We start from the raw sequence: 23,022 nt of genomic DNA on the forward strand, positions 1-23,022 counted from the left end.
TCTTACGTTATCAGCGAACGAATATCAAACGTATTGTCGTTGTAATAGGCGTTCGCCTGCGAATAGCAGTCAACTTGGTCGTCGTGGGCACCGCTTGGGAATGCCGCCATTTCTTCCACAAAGTCCATCACCCATGGGCAGGCAGATGCCGCTGGGATGTAGACGTTCCCAGCTTCAGCCACAGCGGTGGTCGCATGGGCGCGGACCACCTTGCCGCCAAACGGCTCTACGGGTATGATGCCGGGGATTTCTTTCTTCAGCACGTCGATGACTGCCGTGCCGTTGGCCTTGTCCTCGACCAGCTTTCTTGTGGTCTGGGGCCACTTGGAGGAAAGCCCGCGCATGGCATCCAGCGTTTCCGTGAAGCTCATGCGGCCACGCACCTGATCGAGCAGATAGCGGTCTGCGCCTTTCCTTTCCTTGCCCAGACCTGTCCAACAACGAAGTCTGAACCGTCCTTGTCCTTGAAGGTGCAGTCCCACGACTGGATGAAGTCATGCAGGCCGGACGGCAGCGCCGCCCAGCGTTTCCACCACTCTCTCTTGAACATACCGCCGGAGCTTGGTGTGGGGGTCTGCATATACAGAGAAGACCATGCGTATGTACCGACGGTCTCTTTCTGTTGTGCAGCCCATGCTTCGTCGTAGCCGCCTGCAGGCCACAGCGCCTCGCCTAGCTCACGGCCCAGAGGGTCGGTAGCCGGGTCTTCGCAAATGGCCGGGAGCGAGATAATGTCCCAGTCCTCAACCTTGCCGTACTCCGGGTTCAGGAGCCGGGCGGCAAGGTCGTCTTCGTGCCAGCGGGTAAGGATGATGATAACAGCGCCGCCTGCGTGCAGTCGGGTACTCACCGTAGACTGGTACTCGTCCCACAGCTTATCGCGGTAGGTGGCAGATTCAGCCTCGGCGCGGTTCTTGATGGGGTCATCGACGATAAGCAGGTCTGCGCCATAGCCGGTGATGGAGCCGCCGATACCAACGGAGATCATGCCGCCCATGCCGTTGTCGAGGTTCCAGTTCGTTTTGGTGGCCTGCACTTGGGAGATGGTATGCCCAAACAGCGCAGGACCGAACTCCTCGACCTTATCGCGGTTCCGCTTGCCAAATTGTTGAGCAAGGTCGCCGCTGTAGCTGATCTCGATGACCCGCTTTTCAGGGTTCTTGCCCAGATAGAACGAGGGGAAGGTTTCGGTCACGGTCATGGACTTGCCGTGGCGCGGCGGCATGAATATCATCAGCCGCTTGGTCTTTCCCTCCATGATGCTTTCCAGCTTCTCACACACGAGGTCAAGGTGTCTGGCTCTTTTCCACCTGCCCATGTGGACGTACTGGACATAATCGGCGTAGTGCCGTTTCGCCAGCGCAATCCGGGCATTGGAGCCGAGGTACTTGCGCTTGGCAGGCGAAACATTATTCTGCGTCGCCATCAAGGCCCTCGTCCATTTGAGCCAGACGGCGGAGTTCATCATCCGTCAGGTTATCGAACGGGGATGTCTGAACAGCTCCGTCAAGCGTAACCTTCTGGGTCTGGGAGAACTCATCCCGGCATCGGTTGTTGAGCCAGTACATCTGCGCCATCGTATCGGGGACGGCTTTCTTGGTGAGCGTTCGGACCCGCACCGGCTTCTGTTCGCCCGTCCGGGGGTCTACGTCGATGACGCTTTCCTTTTCCTGATACTCGAAGCCTACGGCACGTTCATACAGCGACCGCTTCACCTTTGCATCGGCGACTTCCTTCCCGTGCTGGCAGGCTTCATTGAACGACGGGTATGTCTGCCGCCAGCGGATGATGGTCCTACGCGAAACATGGAAGGCATCAGCAATGTCCTGATCTGTTGCGCCCTTGATAGCAAGCGACCATGCCCAGTCATCGTGGTACGCCGGATTGTACTTTAGAGGCGTAGGCATTTGCTATCACCTACTTCCCTGCCAGATAATCCGCAGCCCAGTATTCGAGCGCCTGCCACTTGTTCTTGGGGCCGATCTCGCCCTCCTTGACCATCTTGTCAAGAGCCTGTGCGATGGTGTCGGCGGCTTCCTTCGGGATAGCCGGGGAACCAAACAGGTTCGGGAGCTGCACCCACTCCTGACTCTCGTCGAAGTGCAGGTCCTCGAACAGGGATTCCGTGGCCTTAATCATCGCATGGATGGCAGCGCCGGTGTTCTTGACATTGGCGAACTGCTGATACTTCGTGATGGTTTCGATGAACTCCTCGTGCTGGTCAATATCGGCAACGCCCAGCATATCGGGACTGAGAGAACCCAGAACCTTCACAAGCTGGTCCAAATCGCGGAGCTGGTGCGGCAGGAAGGTGAACGTGACGTTCTTCCAGTCAAACTCCACCTTCGGGGACAGCAGCTTCTCAAGCTCGGCCATAGGCTCGCCGATGATGTCCTTGCCGATGTAGCTTTCCAGCATATCATCAACATCGTCGATCATCTTGGCAATTTCCTTCAGGGTGGACTGGTCATCAAAGCCGCTGATGGCGTTGTGCGCCAACTGCTTTGCAGCCACCTGAGAGCGCCGCAGGCCGGTGGTGTCCAGAATGACAAAAAGCTCCGTCAGCACACCGCTGTCCTTTGCAGAACGGATGCGGTGGTGGCCGGAGATAATCTCGATCTTGCCGTCGATGAGTGCGCAGAACGGGAGACTTTCGAGCTGTCCCCGCTTTTTGATATTGTCGGTGAGCTGCTTCTGCATCTCGGTCTTCATAATGCGGGCGTTGATGTCCTGCTCCCTGAAATCCGTCAGCTTTACCTTGGCGATGACCAGCCCCGAACCCATGTCGGCGACCGTTTCATACTTTACGGCTGCGCTGCCGACTTGGTTTTCTCGCGCTGTTTCTGCCATCGTTCTTCCCTCCCTAACCATTCATTCAATGCCTGTTTGGCGTTTCTATCGTACAAAGGCGACTCGTATGTGAGACGGTAGCCCATCTTCTTGTCCGGGACTTTCTTGGTCAGCTCCATCAGCCCCCGCATTTCCTTGGCCTCCGGATACTTGGTCATCTGCACTGTCTTGAGGGACTTGGCCTTTTCTTTCTCCAAATCCGTGCAGATGTTCATAATCAGCGGCCGGTTCTGTGCAAGCATGGTCAGCAGCCGCCCCAACCGGTAGGTCTTATGGGGAACTGTCATGCCGTACATGAGGAACACGGCATCAGAAACCTGCGTGCCGAAGGCACCCATCGTGAGTGCCGACTTATCCAGCCCGAACACGCCTGCCAGTTTTCCGTCGATGAGGACGGCCATGTTGATAGGCGCAGACGAACCGACAAAGTTGTGCGTCCAGAGCTTTCTGTAATACTGGGCGGCGGTGCGCTCGATCTGGGTAATCTGAATCTTGCTCTTGCGGGTGATTTCATAATCACGCGGCAGGATGCTGCAATCCAGAGGTTCCAGCTTGCCCTCGTTCGGGCGGGTAATCATTTTACCCTCGGCAAGCATGGTCGCCTCATCCGGGCGGTTGGTAGTCAGGTACACGTTGATGCCGTCGCGGACACCATACCGGGCAAAGACGGGATGCCCGGCAGTGAGGCCCGGGGCGTTTTCCTCATAGCACATCAGCAGGCACTTGGCATCCTTCATCTTGTCGAACAGATCGTTCAACCCGGTCTTGGGGTCAAAGATGCCGTACTCAGGCTCTTTCCACGTCATGCGCCCGCCGGTGTCGTACCACTTCTCGAATCCAGCGGCATAGGTGGGCGGGTTTGCAACCACAAGGCAGTGGGTGTCATCATAGCACGTTTCAAGGTGCTTCCACATATCCAGCGGGCGGTAGCTCATGCCGTGGAGGGACTGCTTGGCTCTGTCGAGCTGTGCGCGGATTTCCGCCAGATGCTCCTCCTTGCGGTATTCCAGATCGCGCATGATGCCGTAGAAATATTCCTTCCCGGCGTTCTTCACAGTCCGCAGGTACAACTGCGCATAGAGCGCAACCGCAGGGTCAAGCAGCTCCTCATTCGTGAAGCCGTCCGCTCTGATTTCCAGCTCCTCAAGGGACCGGCCCGTGATGGCATATCCCATGATGGAGGTGAACATCGAGACATCACTGGCCTCGATCTCGCTGGGCTTGTACCCACACTGCGCCGCGATGTGCGACATGGCGAAAGCGCCGGCGCACGGCTCAACAAACCGGGTGTACCCATGCTTGCGGGCGTTTTCAATCAGCGGCTTCAGGAACTTCTGCTCCTGAGCAACCAGAGTTCCGAGGAAGAACGCTCCGGGGTTCTGGAACTTTGCCATTCATATCACCGACCTTTCTTTCAAAATTGCCCCTCTGGTTTCGACTGGAGCAGTTGCTTTCCAGAGGGTGGGTTGTTTCCAAAGACGTGAACGTCTGGAAAGCCCTTGTTCGTAGGCATAAAAAATGGGAGCCATGCTGTTTCCAACATGACTCCCTATGGTTGGTCCGCCGAGCAGGGATTGAACCGTGCGACCCCCTGATTAAGAGTCAGGTGCTCTACTTTCTGAGCTATCGGCGGGTATTACCACATTTTCATCTGGACTGCATCAGGCTCAACCGCTTTCTGCGGTTCAGGCTGTTTCGCCCACTTGTTTGGTGACGGGTCGGGCAACTCCTCGATCATTTCTCCTGTTCTCTGGAGCCACCATTCTGCGAACACCAGTCTATGACACCACTCTCCGGGTTTTCGGACATCTTCGTAGCAACAAAGCACCACGGGCTTGCCCATGTCCTCATAATGCTGGAGAATCTGAGCAATCCGCGCCGTCCCTACTCTGTCCATGTGCTGGAAGTAGGGCGGCGTGAACCGCTCCCGGTTGTATTCGTTGAACAGATAACCCGGCGGCGCGATCTCCATGATGTTGCCTGCAAGCGTATACCGAAGGGGGAACTTAGGCGCCCCCCGTGTTATCCCAACGACTGTGTAGTTCCCGGTCTTGAGTTCCGGGTTACTGTACCGGCTGGTGTAAATCATGTGCCTCGCTCCTTCCGTACAAGCCCACCAGAATCTTCACGCCCTCAGCTATCTTCTCATCGAGATCATAGCCGAGCTGCTTGTAGAATCTTCCGTGGACCATGCACTCATACGCTCTTGTCATCGTGGAGGACTGCTCCTTCGTGATGCCGAGCCTGAAGTCCTTTGCAATCCGCAAAGCCCCTTTGAAGTCGCCGTCTGCAACCAGACGCCTGACCTTATCGGATTTTCGTTCCATCTGTCGCACCTCCTGACCGATTCGGTAATATTTTGGGGTCATCTTCATTCTAACCCTTTACCCACCGGAGTCAATCGGTTTTGCATTCGGAGCGAAAAATTTGGGCTTTACAGCTTGATACGAGGCCGGATGTGCCACTCGCGGTTTTTCCGGGGTGACACATCGGTTCACGCTTCGTATCTTACCACAGTGGTAATTGCACTGCAATAGCAACTTTTTTGCAACTTTGCCAAAATTTTAGTCCAACCATCCAAAAATCAGGGCGCTCAACTTGGAAATACCCGCCTTCTGGTCGCGGAACACGGTTGACAAATCGACGTGTTCTTCATCGGCGATCTGCTGCTGAGTCTTGGGTTCAGGGGCAATGTAGAGGTCGTAAATCGTCCGATACCGACGCATTTCCTCCGCGCGCTTGGAATGCTCACAGCGGAACTTGTAGTATTCCAGCATACGGTCGATGTGCTGCACGATGATGCGGGTGTGGGCAGCACTCTCCTGAATGCTCCTCACCACCGGGACCCTCACCCTGCCGTCGCTCTGACTCATCAGCTCCTCCATCAACTCCTCGAAGTCATCATCCTCGGAGAGCTGGCTGGCTTCATACACGGCACTCTTACTATGCTCTACAAAGCAGTGGTAGTTCTGAAGCAGCAGCTTGGTGTTATGCAGGCGCTTATCCTTGACGGCCTTTCGGTTCCGCTCCGCTTCGTGCTGGAACTTTTCAATGGCTGTTTCCGATGCCACCCGTACGATCTCCTGCATCATTTCCGGGGGAATGGTGACGTTCTTGTCTTCCTGTGCCATGTCTAAACCTCCCATCATGGGCTTCGCCCCCTTCCCCGCCCACGGGGAAAGAGGCTTGCCCTGTTTCTTACAGCGTGTTATACGTTCTGCGCAGGAGTCCCGCTTTGTGGGTGCTCTCCCATGTGAAATTTCCGCCCACCACGTTTCCGAAGTGGCCGTAGGCGGATGTCTGTTCATAGATGGGCAGGCGCAGGTTCAGGGCATCAACTATTCCCAGCGGGGTCAGTTCAAAGCAGCGATCTACTGCATTGCAGAGCTTTTCCTCATCCACATTGGCCCCGAACGTGTCGATGCGCAGGGATACCGGGAGCGCCATGCCGATTGCATAGGCCAACTGAACCTGACACTTGTCGCACAGACCCGATGCCACGACGTTCTTTGCAATATGCCGGGCCATGTATGCTGCACTGCGGTCAACCTTTGTGGGGTCTTTGCCAGAGAATGCCCCGCCGCCGTGGGGAGCATAACCGCCATAGGTGTCCACGATGATCTTCCGCCCGGTCAAGCCGGTGTCTGCCGCAGGGCCACCCTGCACAAAACGCCCGGTAGGATTGATGTACAGGTCGTAGGTGTCGATGTCGAGCCACGGGAGGTGCTGACGGGCTTCCTGCAAAACAGGCGTGATGACATTTTCCACCAGCGGGTGCATCAGCAGAGGGAGACTCCCGTCCGTGTGCTGAGTGGAGATGACGATGGTGTCGATACGCTGGGGCTTCCCATCCCCCTCATATTCCACCGTTACCTGCGTTTTGCCATCCGGCAGGATAAAGGGGATGGTTCCATCCTTGCGGGTCTGGGAGAGCTTGTAGGCCATCTTGTGCGCAAGCATGATGGGCAGGGGCATCAGCTCCGGGGTTTCGTTGCAGGCATAGCCGAACATCATGCCCTGATCGCCTGCGCCGCCCACCGTGTCGCTGGTTCCCATTGCAATATCGGGGGACTGCTTGTGGATGAACGTCATGACCTTGCAGGTATCGGCATCAAAGCCAGATGCCCCACCGGTGTAGCCGATGTCACGCAGGACCCGCCGGGCAATGCCCTCAATATCCACATCGACCTTGCTCGTGATCTCGCCTGCAATAAACACCGTGTCGGTGGTGCAGCAGGTCTCACAGGCCACCCGGCCGTTCGGGTCAACAGCCAGCACTGCATCCAGCACCGCATCAGAGATACGGTCGCACACCTTGTCGGGATGACCCTCGGTCACAGACTCAGACGTAAACAGCTTTCTCATGCCTTTTCCTCCTCAGCATTCTTCTTGTCTTCCTGCTCGTGGTGACATACAGCAGCAGCCGCCTGCAAGAGTCTCATCAACTCATCCAGACGGACGCTCACCATAACGGGCTTTTCCCCGTGGACAGAGAACGAGACCGTTCCCCGCGTATAGCTGGCAAGCATATTGCATTCTGCCGTACCCATGCTTTCGATGCCAGCCGGTTTGCCATCGACCGCCGCAAAGGTGGTCACGGCTGCGTTCACCGTCATCTGCACCCCGTCAGGGATGCCGGACACCTGTGCAGGGACCTTTACGACGTGGCCCATAAGGGGATTCTTATTTTCTTCCATGTGTTCTCCTTTCTCAGAACGGGATGTCATCATCATCGGGCAGCGGGCGGAAATCATCGTTCGTGGGTTCCGGCGCTGCCTGCGGGGTGGAGCCGCTATCTTTCTTGGACTCGCCGAAGAAGACCTGATCGCAGCGAACCTCCGTCCGCTTGCGCTTCACCCCGTTTTTCTCGTAGGTGCGTGTGGTAAGAACACCGCTTGCCTCGATACGCTTTCCCTGCTTGAAATACCGGGCGACAAACTCAGCTTTCTTTTCCCACGCCACGCAGTCGATAAAGTCCGTCTGGTCCTTAACGCCGGGCCGGTCAACCGCAACCGTGAACTCCACCACGGGCTTTCCGTTGGGAGTGGTGCGCAGTTCGGGGTCGCGTGTCAAGCGGCCGCTGATGGCAATAATGTTCATAGGGTAGCTCCTTTCATCATCGTAGTAGTCGAGTTCCAGATAGTTCTTCCCGAATGCCGCCCGGAAGTCTGCGACGCTGGCTTTGTGGGCCATCATGTACTTGATCTGCCAGAACTGCTTCAGGGCATCGGAGGTTTCCCTGCACTGGTGCGCCGCATACCGGCCGTTCCGATGGCAGCTCTCGCCGCACAGGCCCACCTTCAGGCCATACTTTTCGGACTTGTCCCGGAACGGCCCCGGGTAGACGTGGTGCTCTTCCAGCCAGCCGGTCTTTCCGCACAGAAAACAGGTTCCGTACCTCATTCGGCATCACCCTTCTGGACGTTGGGGTTTTCCACATCCAGCAGGATGCCACCGCATTCCAGACACTCTACCACGATCTTCTCCGGCTCCTCATGGTCGCCGACCTGAACCGTGCCGAAGCCGTTGCAGGCGATCTCCTCTGCCAGATGAGGCTCCAGAATGCTGTCATCCACATGGCGGGGGTCTTCTGCGAGGTAGGCAGAACCGAGGGCGATGATGCCGTCTGCGGTCTCCGCATAGCAATGGCCTGCACTCCGGCTCACCGTCATCCGCTCTCCCACAAGGACTTTGAGGATGCCCCACTGGTCCTTGATGCCGCACTTATCGGGGTTGCGCAGGATGTAGCCCTTGTCATCGCTGATGACCGTGTAGTCAACATCCACGATGCCTTCCGGGAGCTGGGGCGGTTCCTGCTCCACAGGGGACGCAGCATTCTGGCGGCTCTTGGCCGTGTCGAAAAGCGAGGTCTGCCCATCGTCGATGTCCTTCATCACATACTCCATCAGCTCCTCATCCCACACCAGCTTGCGGTTGCCGGAGAGGTTGCCGGTCGTTTTGTCCTTGACCTTGATTTCGGTGCTGATCTCGTGGCTGAAGCTGGGCTTCATCACCTGCACGGTGTCCCCCTCCCGCGTTGCATCGAAGTTCCGTTCCGGAGCCGGGGTCAGTGCCACGCTGATTTTGCAGTTGATGGAGGCGCTGTCGCTCTGGAGCCTGTCCATCTTCTGAAGCAAGCGCTGGAGGGCGCTGTCGAAGTCCATCTTGAAGGCGTTGAAGGTGTCCGCGCTCAGGGACAGCACATACGTTTTGTCGCTCATAGTCTTTCTCCTTTACTGTTCATACGGTATATCTGAGATTTCAACGATAACACGCGGGGTGTCGGAGTAGAACTTCCGAACCAGTGCGTCTACGATCTGGGCATCATCGCGGTAGGCAATGCCGTTCAGGGCATCGCAGATGACTTTGCCGATGTTGTCGAAATCAGGCTTTCGTGTCGGGCGTATCAGGCGGTCGATCATGGCAAGGTGTTTTTTCTGGCTGGCCGACCTCGGGACGGAGAGGAACGCAAAAATCCTCACGCTCAACATGGCGTCATCAGCAAACCGAACCCCGGATTGGATTCTGTACTCGGTCTTTACGAGGTTTTCGTACAGAACCGTGTTTTCCGGGGTTCTGGCTGTCACATGGCCGCATACGGTTGAGAATTTCGGGCGTTCCTTACCTCGCGGCTCCCCGTAGATGCAGAATTGCGTCCTCATTCCCCTGCCGCCTGCTTCGGCTTGTCGTTCGGAGTGTACTCCAGATAGTATTCGTAGCTTTTCTTGCCCTGCCGGAGCTGCTTGCCCTGCCGGACGGTGTAGTCGTTCTTTACGAGGATGGCAGCTACCGTAAGCCGGTCCTCAACGCTTGCGATGATAACTTTATCCATCGTTGCCCTCCAAAAAGTTCTTCATCTCGTCAAATCTGCGGGCCGCTTCCGCCTTTCTCCACGACCGACCTGTGAACTGCATCGGGTAGCACATTTCAAAGATACGGTCATAGATGCGGGTGTAGCGGATGTCCGCAGATTCTTTCATTTCGGTCATGCTCAGATTCGTGGTGAGGATGATGGGGAGTTTGGCTCTGTACCGGCTATCCACAATGTCGTAGACCTTTTCCAGCGCAAAGTCTGTACTGCGTTCAGCGCCGAGATCATCAATGATGAGCAGCTTTGCCCTGTTCAGCCGGGCAATCAGGGCGCTGTCATCCTCACTGAAGCCCTGCATGGTTTCCATCAGCTTCACAAACGAGGTCATCACCACCGGAACCCGCAGGCTCAGGAGATGGTTTGCAATGCAGGCCGCTGCGAATGTCTTTCCGGTTCCGACCCCACCGTAGAACAAAAGCCCCTGATTCTTTGCCAGCATTTCATCGAAGTGCTTCGCATACCGCAGGCAGAGCTTCAGGTTGTAGGCGTTATCCTTAGTCTGCTGGAATCCCTCAAAGCTGATGTCCCGCAGGCGTTCGTCCATGAGGCTTTGCCGCTGAAGCGTTTGCGCCGCCCGCATTTCCCGGTCCTGCATGAGCATCTGCTCTTCCTGCTTCCGCCGTTCTGCCCGGCAGCGGCAGGATACCGGCATCTTGACCCGGACTTTCTTCTTAGGGTCGAACGGAACGGCTTTCAGGTCGGGCATATTGACTTCTACCTGCCGACGGGTGTGGCAGTTCCCGCAGACGAGGAACCCTTCATCGTCGTAGTAATCACCGTTCTCCGGTTGATTTGCCGCCTGCGCCTGACGAACAGCACCTTGCAGCAGGCCGTCAAATTCACCCATTCTGCTCACCCCACTCTCTGAACGGATTATCCTTAGCCGGTGCTGCCTCGCTAACGCTTTGCTGAAGCAGGCCCGGTTTCTTTTCTTTGACCCGGTCTACGACCCAGCAGAGGATGGCGCGGTAGTCGTCCTTGTAGGTCTTTCCCCGTGCGCCCTTGTAGTTGTCAAGCTCCACAATGCAGGCATCCGCAAAGGCTTTGCCGTACAGTTTCACGAGCCTGTCGTAGTTTGCTTCGCTCATCTTCACGAACTCCGCATAGGATTTTTTATCGGGTTTCGGCTTTGCAGGCGGCTTGACTTCTGGTTCCACAGGAGGTTCCATCTGTTCCGGCTCCGGGGTCTTCGGCGCAGGCTTTGCGGCCTCACGCTCCATCTGGCGGGCTTTCCGCTTTCGTTCAGCATCCAGCCTACGGTTTTTCTGGAGCTTATACCACTGCTCCTGCCATGTGTCCCAGTCGTGGATGTAAAAGCCGTCAGCCGCCACATCAATCCAGCCGGTATCCACAAGGGCCTGAACCACTTTGCCCATGTCGAGCTTGCAGTCCTCGCCGCAGCCGTACAGGTATCGGCTCAGGACTTCGAGGTCTGCATCCTTGACCAGCCCGGTCTCATCGGCGTTCTTCATTCCCCAGAACCACAGGAAGTTCAGGATGCCGAGGGCTTCAAACTTGGAACACCCGATGGCACGGTATAATCTACGGAGCTTCGTACCGTCCACCTCCTGATGTACGCTTATCCACGGCATCCCCTCACCTTCCTTTTCCGCCGGTGGCTTTATTCTTCAGCCGCACCGTCATTTTTGGTGCCGTCCTCAGCTTCCAGCTCCGCCTTGTGGGCCGTGCAGATCTCGACCAGCCGCTCGACCACCTTGTTGTAGGTGGACATCTTCATGCCGGTCGTAGAGGTCAGCCCCATCTCCTCGATGATGGACTTGACCACGGCGTTGCCTTTGTCCTTGCCGAAGTTTGCCTGCGCCGCCTTGAAAAGCTGCTGGCGCTGCTCCTGCGAGATGGCCGGGTCATCTTCTTCCTGTGCAGGCTCCTCCGGCTTCGGGTCATCCAGCTCCCTGTATTCCGCCGGGATAGCGCCGGATGCGATCATCTCATCCTCGGAGTACACACCCTCATAGTCCTTCGGGAAAGCGTCCCTCACGCACTGGCTGACAGCGACCTTGTTGATCATGGTGGCAGGCTTGGAGTTCCAGTTTGCCTTCCCCTTGTTGTACTCGGCAAAGGCAACTTCCTTGAATGCAGTGCGCTCCTTGCCGTTCCGCATGAAGGTAACGCGGCACCAGCCGCCAACCAGAGTTTCACCCGGATAGAGGCAGCATCCCTCTTTCTGGATAATCTCGTTCCCACGCTGTACCGTGATGCCGTCGTTCTTGAACAGGTAGTCCGGGTGGTCAAATGCTCTGCGGAGGTAGGCATCCTTGCCAACGACCATCTGCGCCGGGTCATCCTTGCTGTACTTGATGAGGTAGACCTCGCCCTGAACCAGCGGGTTGAGCTTCTGCTGGCGGCAGGTGTTCATAAAGAACACGAGTTCCTGATTGCTTACCAGTTCTGCCCTGCCGCGAACGAGGTACTTCTTCACGAAATCCAAATCCAGCTCAACGTGCGTGCCCAGAACATCGTAGCTGACAACGAGAGCGTTGCTCTCAGCTTTGCTCATAGCAGTAGACATCTCACATATCTCCTTTCGCGGATTTAATATAACGAGCGGTATATCCGCCCGTGGATTTAATTCTGCCGTTGCATACAGCCGACAGATTGCCCTGATGGACACCGAGAACACGCGCGGCTTCGTTCGCACTGTCGAACCGCATCGTCACCCCGGTAGAAATACAAGTGACTTCAACCGGCTTGCTTCTCTTTTCAATACACCATTCCAGATTATCGACACGGTTGTTCAGCTTGTTGCCGTCAATGTGGTTGATTTGCGGCAGGGCTTCAGGATTCGGCAGAAACTGTTCTGCAACCAACCGATGAACTGTAAGCGTCTTCCGCCCGCCGTTGTGCTGAAGTTTAACTGACGAATACCCGCGTGAATTGGGAGCTGTAAAAAGAATCTTCCCGTCATTCCTTTTGACTCGTCCAAACGAGCTGACTTCATACCGATTATCGTAACCAGCAATCGGTTTCCAGATTTCCATTGAACAGTCCATGGACTTACCCCCTGAAGCTCATTTTTGCGACCTGACGGTAGGTGATGCCGGGAATCTCGATCTGGCCCTTCGAGGCGCGGATGAGGCGCATAACAGCGGCCTGATCGACCGGGCGGAGCTCAATGCCAGCCACCGCCAGCGGGACCGCCTTGGGGTCAATCTCGACGATTTCCCAGTCTTTCGAGGTGCTGACGCCGGAGACCTTCGGGGTGGCTGCGGCAGGCACTACCGCATAGCTTGCAGCATCATCCATGATGGCGGCTTCCTCAAAGGCGGCCTCCGCTCCATCTGCGTCACCAGCGGCTTCCAGCGTAGCCGCTTCCTGAATCTTGCGCTCCCGTTCAGCTTCCGCGGCCCGTCGAGCAGCTTCTTCAGCTTCCCGGCGCTTACGTTCCTGCTCTGCAATGTAGGCGCTCATCACCTGCTTGACCGTCTTCTCGGCGTTGCGCAGCGGGGTCAGCATGGCCTTTTCCCGGTCGCAAACCGCTTTGTGGGCCTGATAGGCGCTGTCTTTCATGGGCTTGAAGAACGTCGTGACCTGCGACGCCTTTTTCTTCAGCATCTTGCCGAACTCACCGGCAAAGGCGTAATCTTCATCGGTCTGAATAACCAGCGACTCCGCCTGAAACTCGATGTCGGTCACATCGCGGGAGAGCTGCTGCTCATCAACGATTTCGGCCTGCGGAACGGTTGCCACCATCGTTTCTTTTTCCATCTGTCGAACCTCCTAAAAATCACTCGTTCATGTAGTTCTTAATTGTCATCAAGGACGAAAACACCGACCAGCACTTCCCACTCCGGGGAAAGCGCACTTCCTGATAGCCCTTCTTGGACAGGTGGAGAATCAGCCGGTCATCGACCTTGATGTCGTGACTCTCCCATGCCCTGTCATAGGCTTCAAGCTGCACAGCGCAGAGCTTGCTGTTCACCTGTGCCGATGTCTTGTAGTCCACCAGCGTCACCCTGCCGTCGATGATGCACAGCAGATCGACCGTGCCTGCATACCGCAGGATTTTGTGGTAGACCTTGGTTTCGGTCGCCAGAACTTCCGGCTTGCGGCCATCCCACCACTCCCGGAAGCCGGCAAAATACCCGGCATACACCGGCGGAATGTCCTCAATGCCGAACTTGGCGTAGTTCTCCACCGCATTGTGGATGGCCGTGCCGCGCTTTGCGGCCTTGTTCAGAACCTCCGGGTCCACCGTGCTGTAGAAGTCACTGGACAGCGGCTTCATCAGGGTGGTCACGCTGGGTACTTCCAGCCCGTTCAGGTAGTAGAGATGCCGTTCTTCCTCAAATGTCAGTTCCGGGAACTGCGGAATTTCGGGCTTCACGCATTCGTTGCTCACGTTGCTTCTCTCCCTTCAGGTTGATTGCCAACCGCATATAGTAGTCGGTCAGCTCGGTTTCGTACAGAAGCGGAAGGTAGCTCTCCGGCTGCTCTGCCAGCTCACATTTGCGCCGGGCATACCAGAGAACGCTGGTGGCTACCACATCCGGGATTTTGAATCCCAGCGATGTTTCCGCCGCCTGCCGTGCTTCTGCCAGCTTATCGGCACTCATGCCTTTTCCGCGAGTCTGCGGTGGATTTCCTGAAGCAGATCATCGGTTGGAATCTTGCTCAAGTCCAGACCGGCCTCAGAGTCCTCAAAGAGGATAGAGGGGGCCTTCAAAGCGGGGCGAATGCCGTACGAGTTGGAGCAGTAGCTGTTGCTCCAGACGCCATTGGAGCTGACGCCCAGCGCGTAGTCACCGTCCGACTGGCTGGGACCGCTCCAACCGGTCGCCAGCCAGCACCACCGCTCCGCATTGGGGATGATGTCAGCGTACTCGCGAGCTTCATCCAGTGTAATCGGCGCAGCCTTCACCGACAACTTCCCATAGCAGCCGGAACCGTCCAGCGTGGTCAGGTCGATCTCGCGGGGGATGAGCTTGGCGTTGTCGAGCCCCCTCTTGTCCATGTCCTCCAACCACTTGTCCACGGCCTTCTTCAGGTCGCTCTCTGCGTAGTTGTTGGAGCTGCCAAATTCAGAAGTACCAACCGATTCCAGCGCCAGCAGGAACAGGCTGTCCGGCAGGCTACCACGACGCTCAACATCCAGCACCACAAATCTGGTTCCGGCCAGCGTAACGATGTCACCCGGCTCGTGCAATACTGCGTACTTTTTCATGTTTCGTTCCACCCTTTCTTACCGGCGATGCAAACACGCCGATATTCAATCCGCCGATTTTCTTCATGGCTTCGTCGAGTTCTCTTGCGGTTGTGATGCCATATTCTTCTGCCAGCAGCTTCTTCAGCGTTTGGATGTCAGCCATCGTCTGTGCCTCCGTTCAGGAGCTTGGAGCCAATGAGCTTCAGCTCCCGCGCCGCCAGAATCAGTCCGTCGAGGTAGTCGAGGATTTCGGTCAGGTCTGCCCACTCATCCTTGGAGATGATGCCATCTGCCGTGATGTCGATGAGCTTTTCCTTGACCTGCTCGATGTCACCCTGCCGGAGCTGCTTCAGCAACTTCATGGTCGTACGCTCTACCGAGGCAATTTCAGGGGACGGCATTTCGAGGCTCTTTCCGATAAGGCATTCCGACGAACAATACCACGCCATCAGCTCCGGTGCATTGTAGATGTCTGCCATCAGCACCACCTTATCCACCGGGATGACCTTTGTGTTGCCCAACTCGTAATCTGCAAGGCTCGAGACAGAGATTCCGAGCAGTTCCGCAGCACCTTCACGGCTACCGAGCTTATCGTTGTACTTTGCGGCCTCTTTCCTACACCGGAAGCACTGGTTTTCACAGGCTTTTGCGGCATCGCGTCCCATTTTCTTTGCCCCCTTGATGCGTTATACTTTAGACATCAGCAAACCGCCATGCGTATACTTACCCTTTCGGTAAGTTGTCGTCGAAAAAAATAGCGTTGACCTGATCGCTGGTCAGGTCAAGCGCCTTGGCGACAATGCTCATTTCCTCATTGGAGAACTCGACTTCTCCGCGCTCCTTCTTGGAGTAGGTAACAAGCGATTTGCCGATCAATTCGGCCATGTTCTTCTGGGTCTTTCCCTTCTCGACCCGGATGCCCTTGAGCTTGGAGCTATTCATCTGCTCACCCCCTTTCCGTGTCTTCATTATAGCTTACCAATATGGTATATGTCAATCTTAAAATGATAATTTTGGTAAGTTTTGTTTACTCTTTGACAAGTATGTTATAAACTTGGTAAGTAAGCTACATTGGGAGGTATCACTATGTACAGCAAAGCCATGTTCGCCAAACAGTTCAAAGAACTCATCGACAAGCGCGGCCTCACGCAGCGTACTGTCGCAGAGCGCATCAACACAACGGAGACGACCATCTCACGTTATGTTTCCGGCGATAGAACGCCGAACATCGAGACTGCTGTGGAGCTGGCCTCTGTACTGGGCGTGACGCTGGACGTTCTGGTCGGTGCTGATCTGCCCTCTGCAAGCCGCACACCGCCCGACGTCAACATCTTAGTCGCCTGCTACGAGAAAGCGTCCATCGCAGACCGGCAGGTTTTGTGGTCGTTGCTTGACCGCTACATGACCCCGGAACAGCGGGTCATCATAATGTCCATGCAGCGTGAGGAAAAAGCCGACGTAGGCTAATACGAGTTGACTTTTCGAGGAGATGAAAACCATGACGAAGCAACGTACCGGGGACGAGCTTATCATCTTCGATGATATGCCCATCGGCAAATCCTTGGGGGACTACTGGCGCTGGAACGCATCAGACCTGCTCAACAACACCCTACGAGGCTCCTACTGCGAGTTCATCGTATCGGCCGCGCTGGGCATTGATCTGAGCGGAACCAACGATGACTGGACTCCCTACGACATCTCTTTTCCCTACAACTGGGTATGTAATGGCGAGGCTCGCGATGAAGTGCGCATCGAGGTCAAGAGCTGCGCATATCTTCAGGCATGGCGACAGGGCGATGGCAGGCTGTCCAACATCCAGTTCAGCATCCGTCCGACAAGAGCTTGGGACTCCATCAACGGTTATGCTGAGGAGGTCATGCGGCAGTCCGATGTGTATGTGTTCTGCCTCTATACCGAGACCGTGCGCGAGCGTGCCGACCCGCTGGTGTTGGATGGATGGGACTTCTACATCGTACCGACTCATATTCTGGACGAGCAGTGCGGCCCTCAGAAGACCATCTCGCTTACTATGCTGCAAAAGCTGGATCCATACCTTGCAGACTATGGCAGCATCCGTGATGCCGTTGTTCATTCGCTGGATGTGTACCCCCCTCCCCGACATTTTGCATAATTTCTTTCATTCCTTTTTGTGCATAACAAAAAAGCAGCCCCGCACTACGCACGGAGCTGCTTTTTCTTCAGCTATCATTATCTTCTGGAGGTTTCGCAATGGGCTATGTAACGAAGAAGGCGGCACAACGCTTTGAGGAAAAGAAAGCCGCCATATACGTTCGAGTCTCAACGCAGTATCAGGTTGACCGGGCTAGCCTGCCCGTCCAGCGAGAAGAACTCATCAACTATGCAAAATATGCCCTCGGCATCTCGGACTATGTGATTTTCGAGGATGCAGGCTACTCTGCCAAAAATACCGACCGTCCAGACTATCAGCAGATGATGGCCCGAATGAGGACCGGCGAGTTTTCTCACCTGCTGGTCTGGAAAATCGACCGTATCAGCCGTAACCTTCTGGACTTTTCCGTCATGTACGCCGAGCTGAAAGAGCTTGGCGTGGTCTTCGTGTCGAAGAACGAACAATTCGATACCAGCTCCGCGATGGGCGAAGCCATGCTCAAAATCATTCTGATCTTTGCGGAACTGGAGCGCAAAACGACCTCTGAGCGAGTCAGCGCCGTCTTCGTGTCCCGCGCCAATGATGGTATCTGGAACGGCGGCAAGGTTCCCTACGGGTACTCCTACGACAAAGAGGGCAAGACCTTCTCCATCGCCGAGGACGAGGCCAAAGTCGTCCGTCTGATCTACTCCTTGTACGAGTCCGAAAAATCCATTGTCCGGGTTGCTCGGATTATGAATGAGCGTGGCCTGAAATCCCGCGCTGGAAGCGACTGGAGTCCGACCACCGTCCACACGATTCTTTCCAGTCCATTCTATTCTGGAACGTATCGGTACAATTACCGCAACGAGTCCAACAGAAAGCGTTTCCGCGAAAAGGGCAAGGACGAATGGGTATTGGTCGAGAACCACCACCCGGCCATTGTGTCCCCTGAACGACAGGCTGCTGTCGGTGTCATTCTGGAAAGCAAACGCTACAACAAGAATGCCACCTATCAGCGAAAAAACGTCCACGTCTTCGCCGGGCTGCTCACCTGCGGCTGCTGCGGCTCCACGATGGCTGCAACCACCGATAAAGTCCGGGCAGACGGCTGGAGACCGTCTATGTATATCTGCTCCCGGCGACGCAAATCCGAGGACTGCACCAACAAGTACGTCTCTGATGTGAGCCTCGGTCCCTTTGTGCTGAACTTCTTCGCCAACCTGATAAAGGCATCCAACTCCTTCGGCAGAACGACATCCATCGAGACACTGGAGAAGAAGCTGCTGCGTGGCGAAGCGCTTTCCCGCGTTGACCACATCGAGCGTCCGGGCCTCGAAGAACTATACAACCACCTGCGCAGCGGCTTTGACGAGAAGCGCTTTGAATCTCCTACCATCGCGGCCACGGAGTCCAGTGCAGACTTGAGCGAACGCGATCTGCTGCTCTCCGAGAAACGCCGGCTTGAGCGCGCCCTCAACCGCCTGAAGACCATCTATCTCTACGGAGATGACGAGATGGCAAGCAAAGACTTCAACATCGAGCGTGAGCGCATCACAAAAGCCCTCAGCGAGGTAGACTCCCGCATCAACGAGCTGGACATTGCCAATGCCTTCGACCTGTCGCTTTCCGATGAGGCATTCATGCAGAAGGCCAGCCAGTTCATCCTGACCCAGCAGCTCTTGGACAAGCGCTATGTGAACTATGAGCGTTTCATCCGCAAGATCGACCCCAAAATCGTCAAGGATTTCCTCAACGAAACGGTCTCAAACTTTTGTATAAAAGATGGCCTTACCACCTCAATTTTGCTCAAAAACGGCATTGAACTACGATTTTCGTACAAAACCGCCGAATAAGAAAAAAGTCCAGAAACCCGCATGGCTTCTGGACTTTTTCATTACTTTTTATCTTCCGGGTCGTTCCCGCCTCGTATAAACATCGCATCGCCAAAAGAGAAGAATCTATAACGTTCCTCCACAGCCACCTTATAGGCTGCCATGGTCTTTTCGTAGCCATACAGGGCCGACACCAGCATGATTAGGGTGCTTTCCGGCAGGTGGAAGTTGGTGATCAGGCCGTCGATGCAGTTGAACTTCACGCCTGGATACAGGAAGATAGAAGTGTTGCCGCTGCAGGCGCGGATCTCGCCGTACTTTGCGGCAACGGCTTCCAGCGTGCGGCAGCTGGTAGTGCCCACTGCGATCACACGGTGACCGGCAGCCTTGGTATCGCGGATCACCTGCGCCGTTTTTTCGTCGATGCAGTACCATTCGCTGTGCATTTTGTGATCCGTGATCTCGTCCTCCTGTACAGGGCGGAAGGTGCCCAGACCCACATGCAGAGTCACTTCGGCAATGTTCACGCCTTTGGCGCGGATGGTATCCATCAGTTCCGGGGTGAAGTGCAGGCCAGCCGTGGGCGCTGCGGCGCTGCCAAGCTCCTTGGCATAGACGGTCTGGTACTGGCTCTGATCCTCCAGCTGCTTGGTGATATAGGGCGGCAGAGGCATTTTGCCAAATTCGTCCAGCTTTTCATAAAGGGTCTCGGTATCGTAATAGAATGTAACGTACTTGTTGCCGTCCTCCATGGTCTCGTCCACCACAGCAGTCAGGGAGCCATCGCCAAAGCTCACCTTCGTGCCGGGCTGCATCCGCTTGCCGGGCTTTGCAAGGCATTCCCACTGGTCGCCTTTGACCTGACGCAGCAAAAGCAGCTCACACACAGCACCGGTGGGCTGCTTGACGCCCACAATGCGGGCGGGCAGGACCTTGGAATTGTTTACCACCAGCAGGTCGCCCGGCTCTAAAAATTCCGGCAGATCGTGGAAGATCTTGTGCTGGATGCTGTCGTCTTTCTGGCTCAGCACCATCAGCCGTGCAGAATCTCTGGGGTCAGCCGGCTCCTGTGCAATGAGTTCTTTGGGTAAATCATACCAAAAATCTTTTTTTAACATAGCGTGCAATTTGCCTTTCCGATGATTGACACGGACACCGTATCAATGATATCATAAAATCTGTATAAACAGTATCTATTATATTGCATCGCTGTCCGGTTTGCAAGCCGTGAATCTATGTAATAGAAATATTTATTGAGTTCGCTTTCACGAAAGGAAAGGTGCTGGAAATGGAAAAACAGTATAAAGTGGGTATCGTAGGTGCGACTGGTATGGTCGGTCAGCGTTTTGTGACGCTGCTGGAAAATCACCCCTGGTTCAAGCTGACCGTTCTGGCTGCATCCGGCCGCAGCGCCGGCAAGACCTATGAGGAAGCTGTCGGTCCCCGCTGGGCCATGACTGTCCCCATGCCGGAAAGTGTCAAGAAGATGGTAGTTTTGGATGCATCCAAGGTGGAAGAGGTTGCTTCTCAGGTGGATTTTATCTTCTGTGCAGTCAACATGCCCAAGGATGAGATCAAGGCTCTGGAAGAGGCCTATGCAAAGGCTGAGTGCCCGGTGGTGTCCAACAACAGTGCGAACCGCTTTACCCCGGATGTGCCCATGGTGGTGCCCGAGATCAACGCCGACCACATCGAGATCATCCCCGCACAGCGCAAGCGTCTGGGCACCAAGCGCGGCTTTATTGCCGTCAAGTCCAACTGCAGCCTGCAGAGCTATGTTCCCGCCCTGCACCCGTTGATGAAGGATTTTGGTGTCAGCAAGGCTCTGGTGTGCACCTATCAGGCCATTTCCGGTGCAGGTAAGACCTTTGACCGTATGCCCGAGATCGTGGACAACGTGATCCCCTACATCGGCGGCGAGGAAGAAAAGAGCGAGCGCGAGCCGCTCAAGCTGTGGGGCCACATTGAGGGCGACCATATCGTGAACGCCGAAAAGCCGGTAATCACCGCACAGTGCTTCCGCGTGCCTGTCTCCGACGGCCACACCGCTGCCGTGTTTGTAAGCTTTGAGAAGAAGCCCACCAAGGAGCAGATTTTGGAGGCATGGGCAAACTTCCGCGGCCCTGCACAGGAGCTTGACCTGCCCAGCGCACCCAAGCAGTTCCTGCATTACTTCACCGAGCCGGATCGTCCGCAGCCCAAGCTGGACCGCAACACCGAGAACGGCATGGCTGTGTGCATCGGCCGCCTGCGCGAGGACACCCTGTTTGATTACAAGTTTGCCTGCATGAGCCACAACACCCTGCGCGGTGCTGCAGGCGGCGGCGTTCTGCTGGCAGAGCTGCTGGCCGCAAAGGGCTATTTCGACTAAGTATATTTTGCGCAAAAGCGCATACAAAGGAGTTTTTAGGCTATGAAGAATCCTGTCTTTACCGGCGCGGGTGTTGCCATTATCACCCCGATGTACGAGGACGGAAGCATCAACTTTGACGAGCTGGGCCGCATTATTGAGGATCAGATCGCGCACCATACCGATGCCATCATCATCTGCGGCACCACCGGCGAGTGCTCTACTATGACCGATGAGGAGCAGCTTGCCGCCATCAAGTATACGGTGGATGTTGTCAACCACCGCGTGCCCGTCATTGCCGGTGCCGGCTCCAACGATACCGACCACGGCTGCGCACTGGCCGCAAAGTCTGCCGAATGCGGCGCAGACGCTCTGCTGATGGTGACTCCCTATTACAACAAGACCACGCAGGCTGGTCTTGTTGCTCACTTTACCGCCATGGCTGAGGCCGGAGGCATCCCGGTGATCATGTACAACGTGCCTTCCCGCACCGGCCTGAACATTGCCCCGGAGACTGCTCTGGAACTGAGCAAGCATCCTCTGATCAACGGCATCAAGGAAGCTTCCGGCAACATCTCTCAGGTAGCCAAGATTGCACAGCTGTGCGGCGACGAGCTGAACATTTATTCCGGCAACGACGATCAGGTGGTTCCCCTGCTGGCTCTGGGCGGCAAGGGCGTGATCAGCGTCGTGTCCAATGTCAAGCCGGAGCTGGTGCACAACTGCTGCAAGGCATTCTTTGACGGCGATACCGCAAAGGCCCGTGAGCTGCAGCTGGAAATGCTGCCGCTGGCAGATGCTTTGTTCTGTGAAGTGAACCCCATTCCGGTGAAGTACGCCATGAATGTGCTGGGCTGGGAAGCTGGCGAGTGCCGTCTGCCTCTGGTAGAGCCGAGCGAGGCACACAAGGAGTATATTGAAAAGGCTCTGCGTGCAGAGGGTCTTATTACAGAATAAGTTTTTGGCTGCAAAATGCCCGGCGGAGCGCTCTGTCCGGGCATTTTGCGATATGCCGATATGTAAAACGGGCAGGAAAGGATAAAAATTATGACGGATATTGTGATTCAGGGCATCGGCGGCCGCATGGGCCATGTGCTGTGTGATATGATCGCACAGCGCGAGGACTGCCGCGTGATTGCAGGCATCGACATAAAGGATGGCGAACAGAACGGCATCCCTGTGTATGACAGCCTGGAAAAGCTGGACGGCAAGGGCGATGTGATCATCGATTTCAGCTCTCCGGCCGCTGTGGAAAAGGCTCTGCCCTACTGTGAAGCTCACAAGCTGCCCATCGTGGTGTGCACCACCGGCCTTTCGGAAGAGCTGCAGCTCAAGGTGGTGCAGCTATCCCGCACGGTGCCGGTGTTCAAGAGCGCTAATATGTCCATGGGAATCAATGTGCTGTCGGAGCTGTGCAAGCGCGCTTCGGCTATTCTGGGTGTGAACTACGATATTGAGATCGTGGAGCAGCACCACCACAACAAGCTGGATGCACCCAGCGGCACCGCTCTGATGCTGGCCGATGCCATCAATGAGCAAAACAATGGCGAATATCATTATGTTTACGACCGTTCTTCTGTCCGCCAGAAGCGCGACCCGAAGGAAATTGGTATCAGTTCCGTGCGCGGCGGCAGCATCGTGGGTGATCACGAAGTGCTGTTCTGCGGCCCGGACGAGGTGATCACTCTCAAGCACACCGCTTATTCCCGCAATATTTTTGCAAACGGCGCTGTGAATGCAGCAGTTTACCTTGCAAAAAAGGAGCCGGGCCTGTACAATATGGGTGATATGATCGCTGCACTTTAAAAAGCCTGATTGCTCTGCTTTTGGCAGAAACATGGT

32 protein-coding genes and 1 tRNA gene are annotated in these 23,022 nt (G+C 55.7%); 6 read left to right on the forward strand and 27 right to left on the reverse strand.

All coding sequences use genetic code 11. From position 1 onward, the window contains the following. Positions 1–2 precede the first annotated feature (2 nt). The 26 genes from terL to DXA66_RS04920 form a co-directional block, all read right to left on the reverse strand. Positions 3–371 (reverse strand): phage terminase large subunit, encoded by a 369-nt coding sequence (terL, locus tag DXA66_RS14350; RefSeq protein WP_243089031.1) that lies wholly within the window; start codon positions 369–371, stop codon positions 3–5. Beyond that, positions 368–1,426, reverse strand: coding sequence for a terminase large subunit domain-containing protein (locus tag DXA66_RS04805; protein ID WP_199663709.1), 1,059 nt, complete (start codon positions 1,424–1,426; stop codon positions 368–370). Before DXA66_RS04805 ends, terL begins: the two co-directional genes overlap by 4 nt. Further along, the gene (locus DXA66_RS04810) at positions 1,410–1,907 is read right to left on the reverse strand and encodes a helix-turn-helix domain-containing protein (protein ID WP_118527188.1); all 498 of its coding nucleotides are present in this window, start codon (positions 1,905–1,907) and stop codon (positions 1,410–1,412) included. Before DXA66_RS04810 ends, DXA66_RS04805 begins: the two co-directional genes overlap by 17 nt. A 10-nt stretch (positions 1,908–1,917) precedes the next feature. After that, a complete protein-coding gene (locus DXA66_RS04815) occupies positions 1,918–2,850 on the reverse strand; it encodes a ParB N-terminal domain-containing protein (protein WP_118527190.1) in 933 nt (310 codons plus the stop codon). Next, positions 2,805–4,244, reverse strand: coding sequence for a hypothetical protein (locus DXA66_RS04820; protein ID WP_118527192.1), 1,440 nt, complete (start codon positions 4,242–4,244; stop codon positions 2,805–2,807). Before DXA66_RS04820 ends, DXA66_RS04815 begins: the two co-directional genes overlap by 46 nt. Positions 4,245–4,406: 162 nt before the next feature. Continuing rightward, positions 4,407–4,483: transfer RNA gene (locus DXA66_RS04825), tRNA-Lys, on the reverse strand. A gap of 3 nt (positions 4,484–4,486) precedes the next feature. After that, a complete protein-coding gene (locus DXA66_RS04830) occupies positions 4,487–4,939 on the reverse strand; it encodes a hypothetical protein (protein WP_097780261.1) in 453 nt (150 codons plus the stop codon). Next, a complete protein-coding gene (locus DXA66_RS04835) occupies positions 4,914–5,177 on the reverse strand; it encodes a hypothetical protein (protein ID WP_097780260.1) in 264 nt (87 codons plus the stop codon). Before DXA66_RS04835 ends, DXA66_RS04830 begins: the two co-directional genes overlap by 26 nt. A gap of 237 nt (positions 5,178–5,414) precedes the next feature. Next, complete coding sequence (locus DXA66_RS04840) at positions 5,415–5,981, reverse strand: hypothetical protein (RefSeq protein WP_118527194.1); 567 nt, start codon at positions 5,979–5,981, stop codon at positions 5,415–5,417. A gap of 67 nt (positions 5,982–6,048) precedes the next feature. Continuing rightward, the gene (gene metK, locus DXA66_RS04845) at positions 6,049–7,215 is read right to left on the reverse strand and encodes a methionine adenosyltransferase (RefSeq protein WP_118527196.1); all 1,167 of its coding nucleotides are present in this window, start codon (positions 7,213–7,215) and stop codon (positions 6,049–6,051) included. Continuing rightward, a complete protein-coding gene (locus DXA66_RS04850; protein ID WP_118527198.1) occupies positions 7,212–7,547 on the reverse strand; it encodes a hypothetical protein in 336 nt (111 codons plus the stop codon). The genes metK and DXA66_RS04850 overlap by 4 nt, the downstream gene beginning before the upstream one ends. Before the next feature lie 13 nt (positions 7,548–7,560). Next, positions 7,561–8,253, reverse strand: a complete 693-nt coding sequence (locus DXA66_RS14525; RefSeq protein ID WP_242702823.1) for a single-stranded DNA-binding protein — start codon at positions 8,251–8,253, stop codon at positions 7,561–7,563. Continuing rightward, a complete protein-coding gene (locus DXA66_RS04860) occupies positions 8,250–9,071 on the reverse strand; it encodes a hypothetical protein (RefSeq protein WP_118527200.1) in 822 nt (273 codons plus the stop codon). The genes DXA66_RS14525 and DXA66_RS04860 overlap by 4 nt, the downstream gene beginning before the upstream one ends. A gap of 12 nt (positions 9,072–9,083) precedes the next feature. After that, positions 9,084–9,512, reverse strand: a complete 429-nt coding sequence (locus DXA66_RS04865; protein ID WP_118527202.1) for a RusA family crossover junction endodeoxyribonuclease — start codon at positions 9,510–9,512, stop codon at positions 9,084–9,086. Further along, positions 9,509–9,682, reverse strand: coding sequence for a hypothetical protein (locus tag DXA66_RS14240; protein WP_158576304.1), 174 nt, complete (start codon positions 9,680–9,682; stop codon positions 9,509–9,511). The genes DXA66_RS04865 and DXA66_RS14240 overlap by 4 nt, the downstream gene beginning before the upstream one ends. Beyond that, a complete protein-coding gene (locus DXA66_RS04870; RefSeq protein WP_118527204.1) occupies positions 9,675–10,568 on the reverse strand; it encodes an ATP-binding protein in 894 nt (297 codons plus the stop codon). The genes DXA66_RS14240 and DXA66_RS04870 overlap by 8 nt, the downstream gene beginning before the upstream one ends. Further along, a complete protein-coding gene (locus tag DXA66_RS04875) occupies positions 10,561–11,313 on the reverse strand; it encodes a hypothetical protein (protein WP_118527206.1) in 753 nt (250 codons plus the stop codon). The genes DXA66_RS04870 and DXA66_RS04875 overlap by 8 nt, the downstream gene beginning before the upstream one ends. Positions 11,314–11,342: 29 nt before the next feature. Continuing rightward, positions 11,343–12,251: a phage recombination protein Bet gene (bet, locus tag DXA66_RS04880; RefSeq protein WP_118527208.1), complete on the reverse strand. Its 909-nt coding sequence runs from the start codon at positions 12,249–12,251 to the stop codon at positions 11,343–11,345. 1 nt (position 12,252) lies between these two features. Continuing rightward, positions 12,253–12,732, reverse strand: a complete 480-nt coding sequence (locus DXA66_RS04885) for an NUMOD4 domain-containing protein (protein WP_118527210.1) — start codon at positions 12,730–12,732, stop codon at positions 12,253–12,255. 4 nt (positions 12,733–12,736) lie between these two features. After that, a complete protein-coding gene (locus tag DXA66_RS04890) occupies positions 12,737–13,447 on the reverse strand; it encodes a hypothetical protein (RefSeq protein WP_118527212.1) in 711 nt (236 codons plus the stop codon). A 19-nt stretch (positions 13,448–13,466) separates the two neighbouring features. Further along, positions 13,467–14,081 (reverse strand): hypothetical protein, encoded by a 615-nt coding sequence (locus DXA66_RS04895; protein WP_118527214.1) that lies wholly within the window; start codon positions 14,079–14,081, stop codon positions 13,467–13,469. Further along, positions 14,026–14,295: a hypothetical protein gene (locus tag DXA66_RS04900; protein ID WP_118527216.1), complete on the reverse strand. Its 270-nt coding sequence runs from the start codon at positions 14,293–14,295 to the stop codon at positions 14,026–14,028. The genes DXA66_RS04895 and DXA66_RS04900 overlap by 56 nt, the downstream gene beginning before the upstream one ends. Beyond that, positions 14,292–14,903: a hypothetical protein gene (locus DXA66_RS04905; RefSeq protein WP_147365149.1), complete on the reverse strand. Its 612-nt coding sequence runs from the start codon at positions 14,901–14,903 to the stop codon at positions 14,292–14,294. Before DXA66_RS04905 ends, DXA66_RS04900 begins: the two co-directional genes overlap by 4 nt. Further along, positions 14,869–15,048 carry a hypothetical protein gene (locus DXA66_RS04910; RefSeq protein ID WP_118527220.1) on the reverse strand — a complete coding sequence of 60 codons (180 nt, stop codon included), beginning with the start codon at positions 15,046–15,048 and terminating at the stop codon, positions 14,869–14,871. Before DXA66_RS04910 ends, DXA66_RS04905 begins: the two co-directional genes overlap by 35 nt. Further along, on the reverse strand, positions 15,041–15,550 hold the full coding sequence (locus DXA66_RS04915) for a helix-turn-helix transcriptional regulator (protein WP_118527222.1): 510 nt from the start codon (positions 15,548–15,550) through the stop codon (positions 15,041–15,043). The genes DXA66_RS04910 and DXA66_RS04915 overlap by 8 nt, the downstream gene beginning before the upstream one ends. A 58-nt stretch (positions 15,551–15,608) precedes the next feature. Then, the gene (locus tag DXA66_RS04920) at positions 15,609–15,827 is read right to left on the reverse strand and encodes a helix-turn-helix transcriptional regulator (protein WP_158576306.1); all 219 of its coding nucleotides are present in this window, start codon (positions 15,825–15,827) and stop codon (positions 15,609–15,611) included. Between the two features lie 144 nt (positions 15,828–15,971). Between DXA66_RS04920 and DXA66_RS04925 the strand changes: the two genes are divergently transcribed. From DXA66_RS04925 to DXA66_RS04935, 3 genes are all read left to right on the forward strand, one after another. Continuing rightward, complete coding sequence (locus tag DXA66_RS04925; RefSeq protein ID WP_118527224.1) at positions 15,972–16,352, forward strand: helix-turn-helix transcriptional regulator; 381 nt, start codon at positions 15,972–15,974, stop codon at positions 16,350–16,352. A 31-nt stretch (positions 16,353–16,383) separates the two neighbouring features. Next, positions 16,384–17,016 carry a hypothetical protein gene (locus DXA66_RS04930; RefSeq protein WP_118527226.1) on the forward strand — a complete coding sequence of 211 codons (633 nt, stop codon included), beginning with the start codon at positions 16,384–16,386 and terminating at the stop codon, positions 17,014–17,016. Between the two features lie 98 nt (positions 17,017–17,114). Next, positions 17,115–18,851, forward strand: coding sequence for a recombinase family protein (locus DXA66_RS04935; protein WP_118527228.1), 1,737 nt, complete (start codon positions 17,115–17,117; stop codon positions 18,849–18,851). 41 nt (positions 18,852–18,892) lie between these two features. Here DXA66_RS04935 and queA read toward each other — a convergent pair whose 3' ends face one another. Then, a complete protein-coding gene (queA, locus tag DXA66_RS04940; protein WP_118527230.1) occupies positions 18,893–19,948 on the reverse strand; it encodes a tRNA preQ1(34) S-adenosylmethionine ribosyltransferase-isomerase QueA in 1,056 nt (351 codons plus the stop codon). 170 nt (positions 19,949–20,118) lie between these two features. On the opposite strand from queA, the gene asd reads away from it, so the two are divergent. The 3 genes from asd to dapB all read left to right on the forward strand — a co-directional run bounded on the left by asd (position 20,119) and on the right by dapB (position 22,986). Further along, positions 20,119–21,201, forward strand: a complete 1,083-nt coding sequence (asd, locus tag DXA66_RS04945) for an aspartate-semialdehyde dehydrogenase (RefSeq protein WP_118527232.1) — start codon at positions 20,119–20,121, stop codon at positions 21,199–21,201. Between the two features lie 42 nt (positions 21,202–21,243). After that, a complete protein-coding gene (gene dapA / locus DXA66_RS04950) occupies positions 21,244–22,137 on the forward strand; it encodes a 4-hydroxy-tetrahydrodipicolinate synthase (protein WP_118527234.1) in 894 nt (297 codons plus the stop codon). 90 nt (positions 22,138–22,227) lie between these two features. Next, positions 22,228–22,986 carry a 4-hydroxy-tetrahydrodipicolinate reductase gene (gene dapB / locus DXA66_RS04955; RefSeq protein WP_118527236.1) on the forward strand — a complete coding sequence of 253 codons (759 nt, stop codon included), beginning with the start codon at positions 22,228–22,230 and terminating at the stop codon, positions 22,984–22,986. Positions 22,987–23,022 lie beyond the last annotated feature (36 nt).

Origin of the sequence: Faecalibacterium sp. OF03-6AC (assembly GCF_003478175.1) — a bacterium.
GTDB classification, from domain to species: Bacteria; Bacillota; Clostridia; order Oscillospirales; family Ruminococcaceae; genus Faecalibacterium; species Faecalibacterium taiwanense.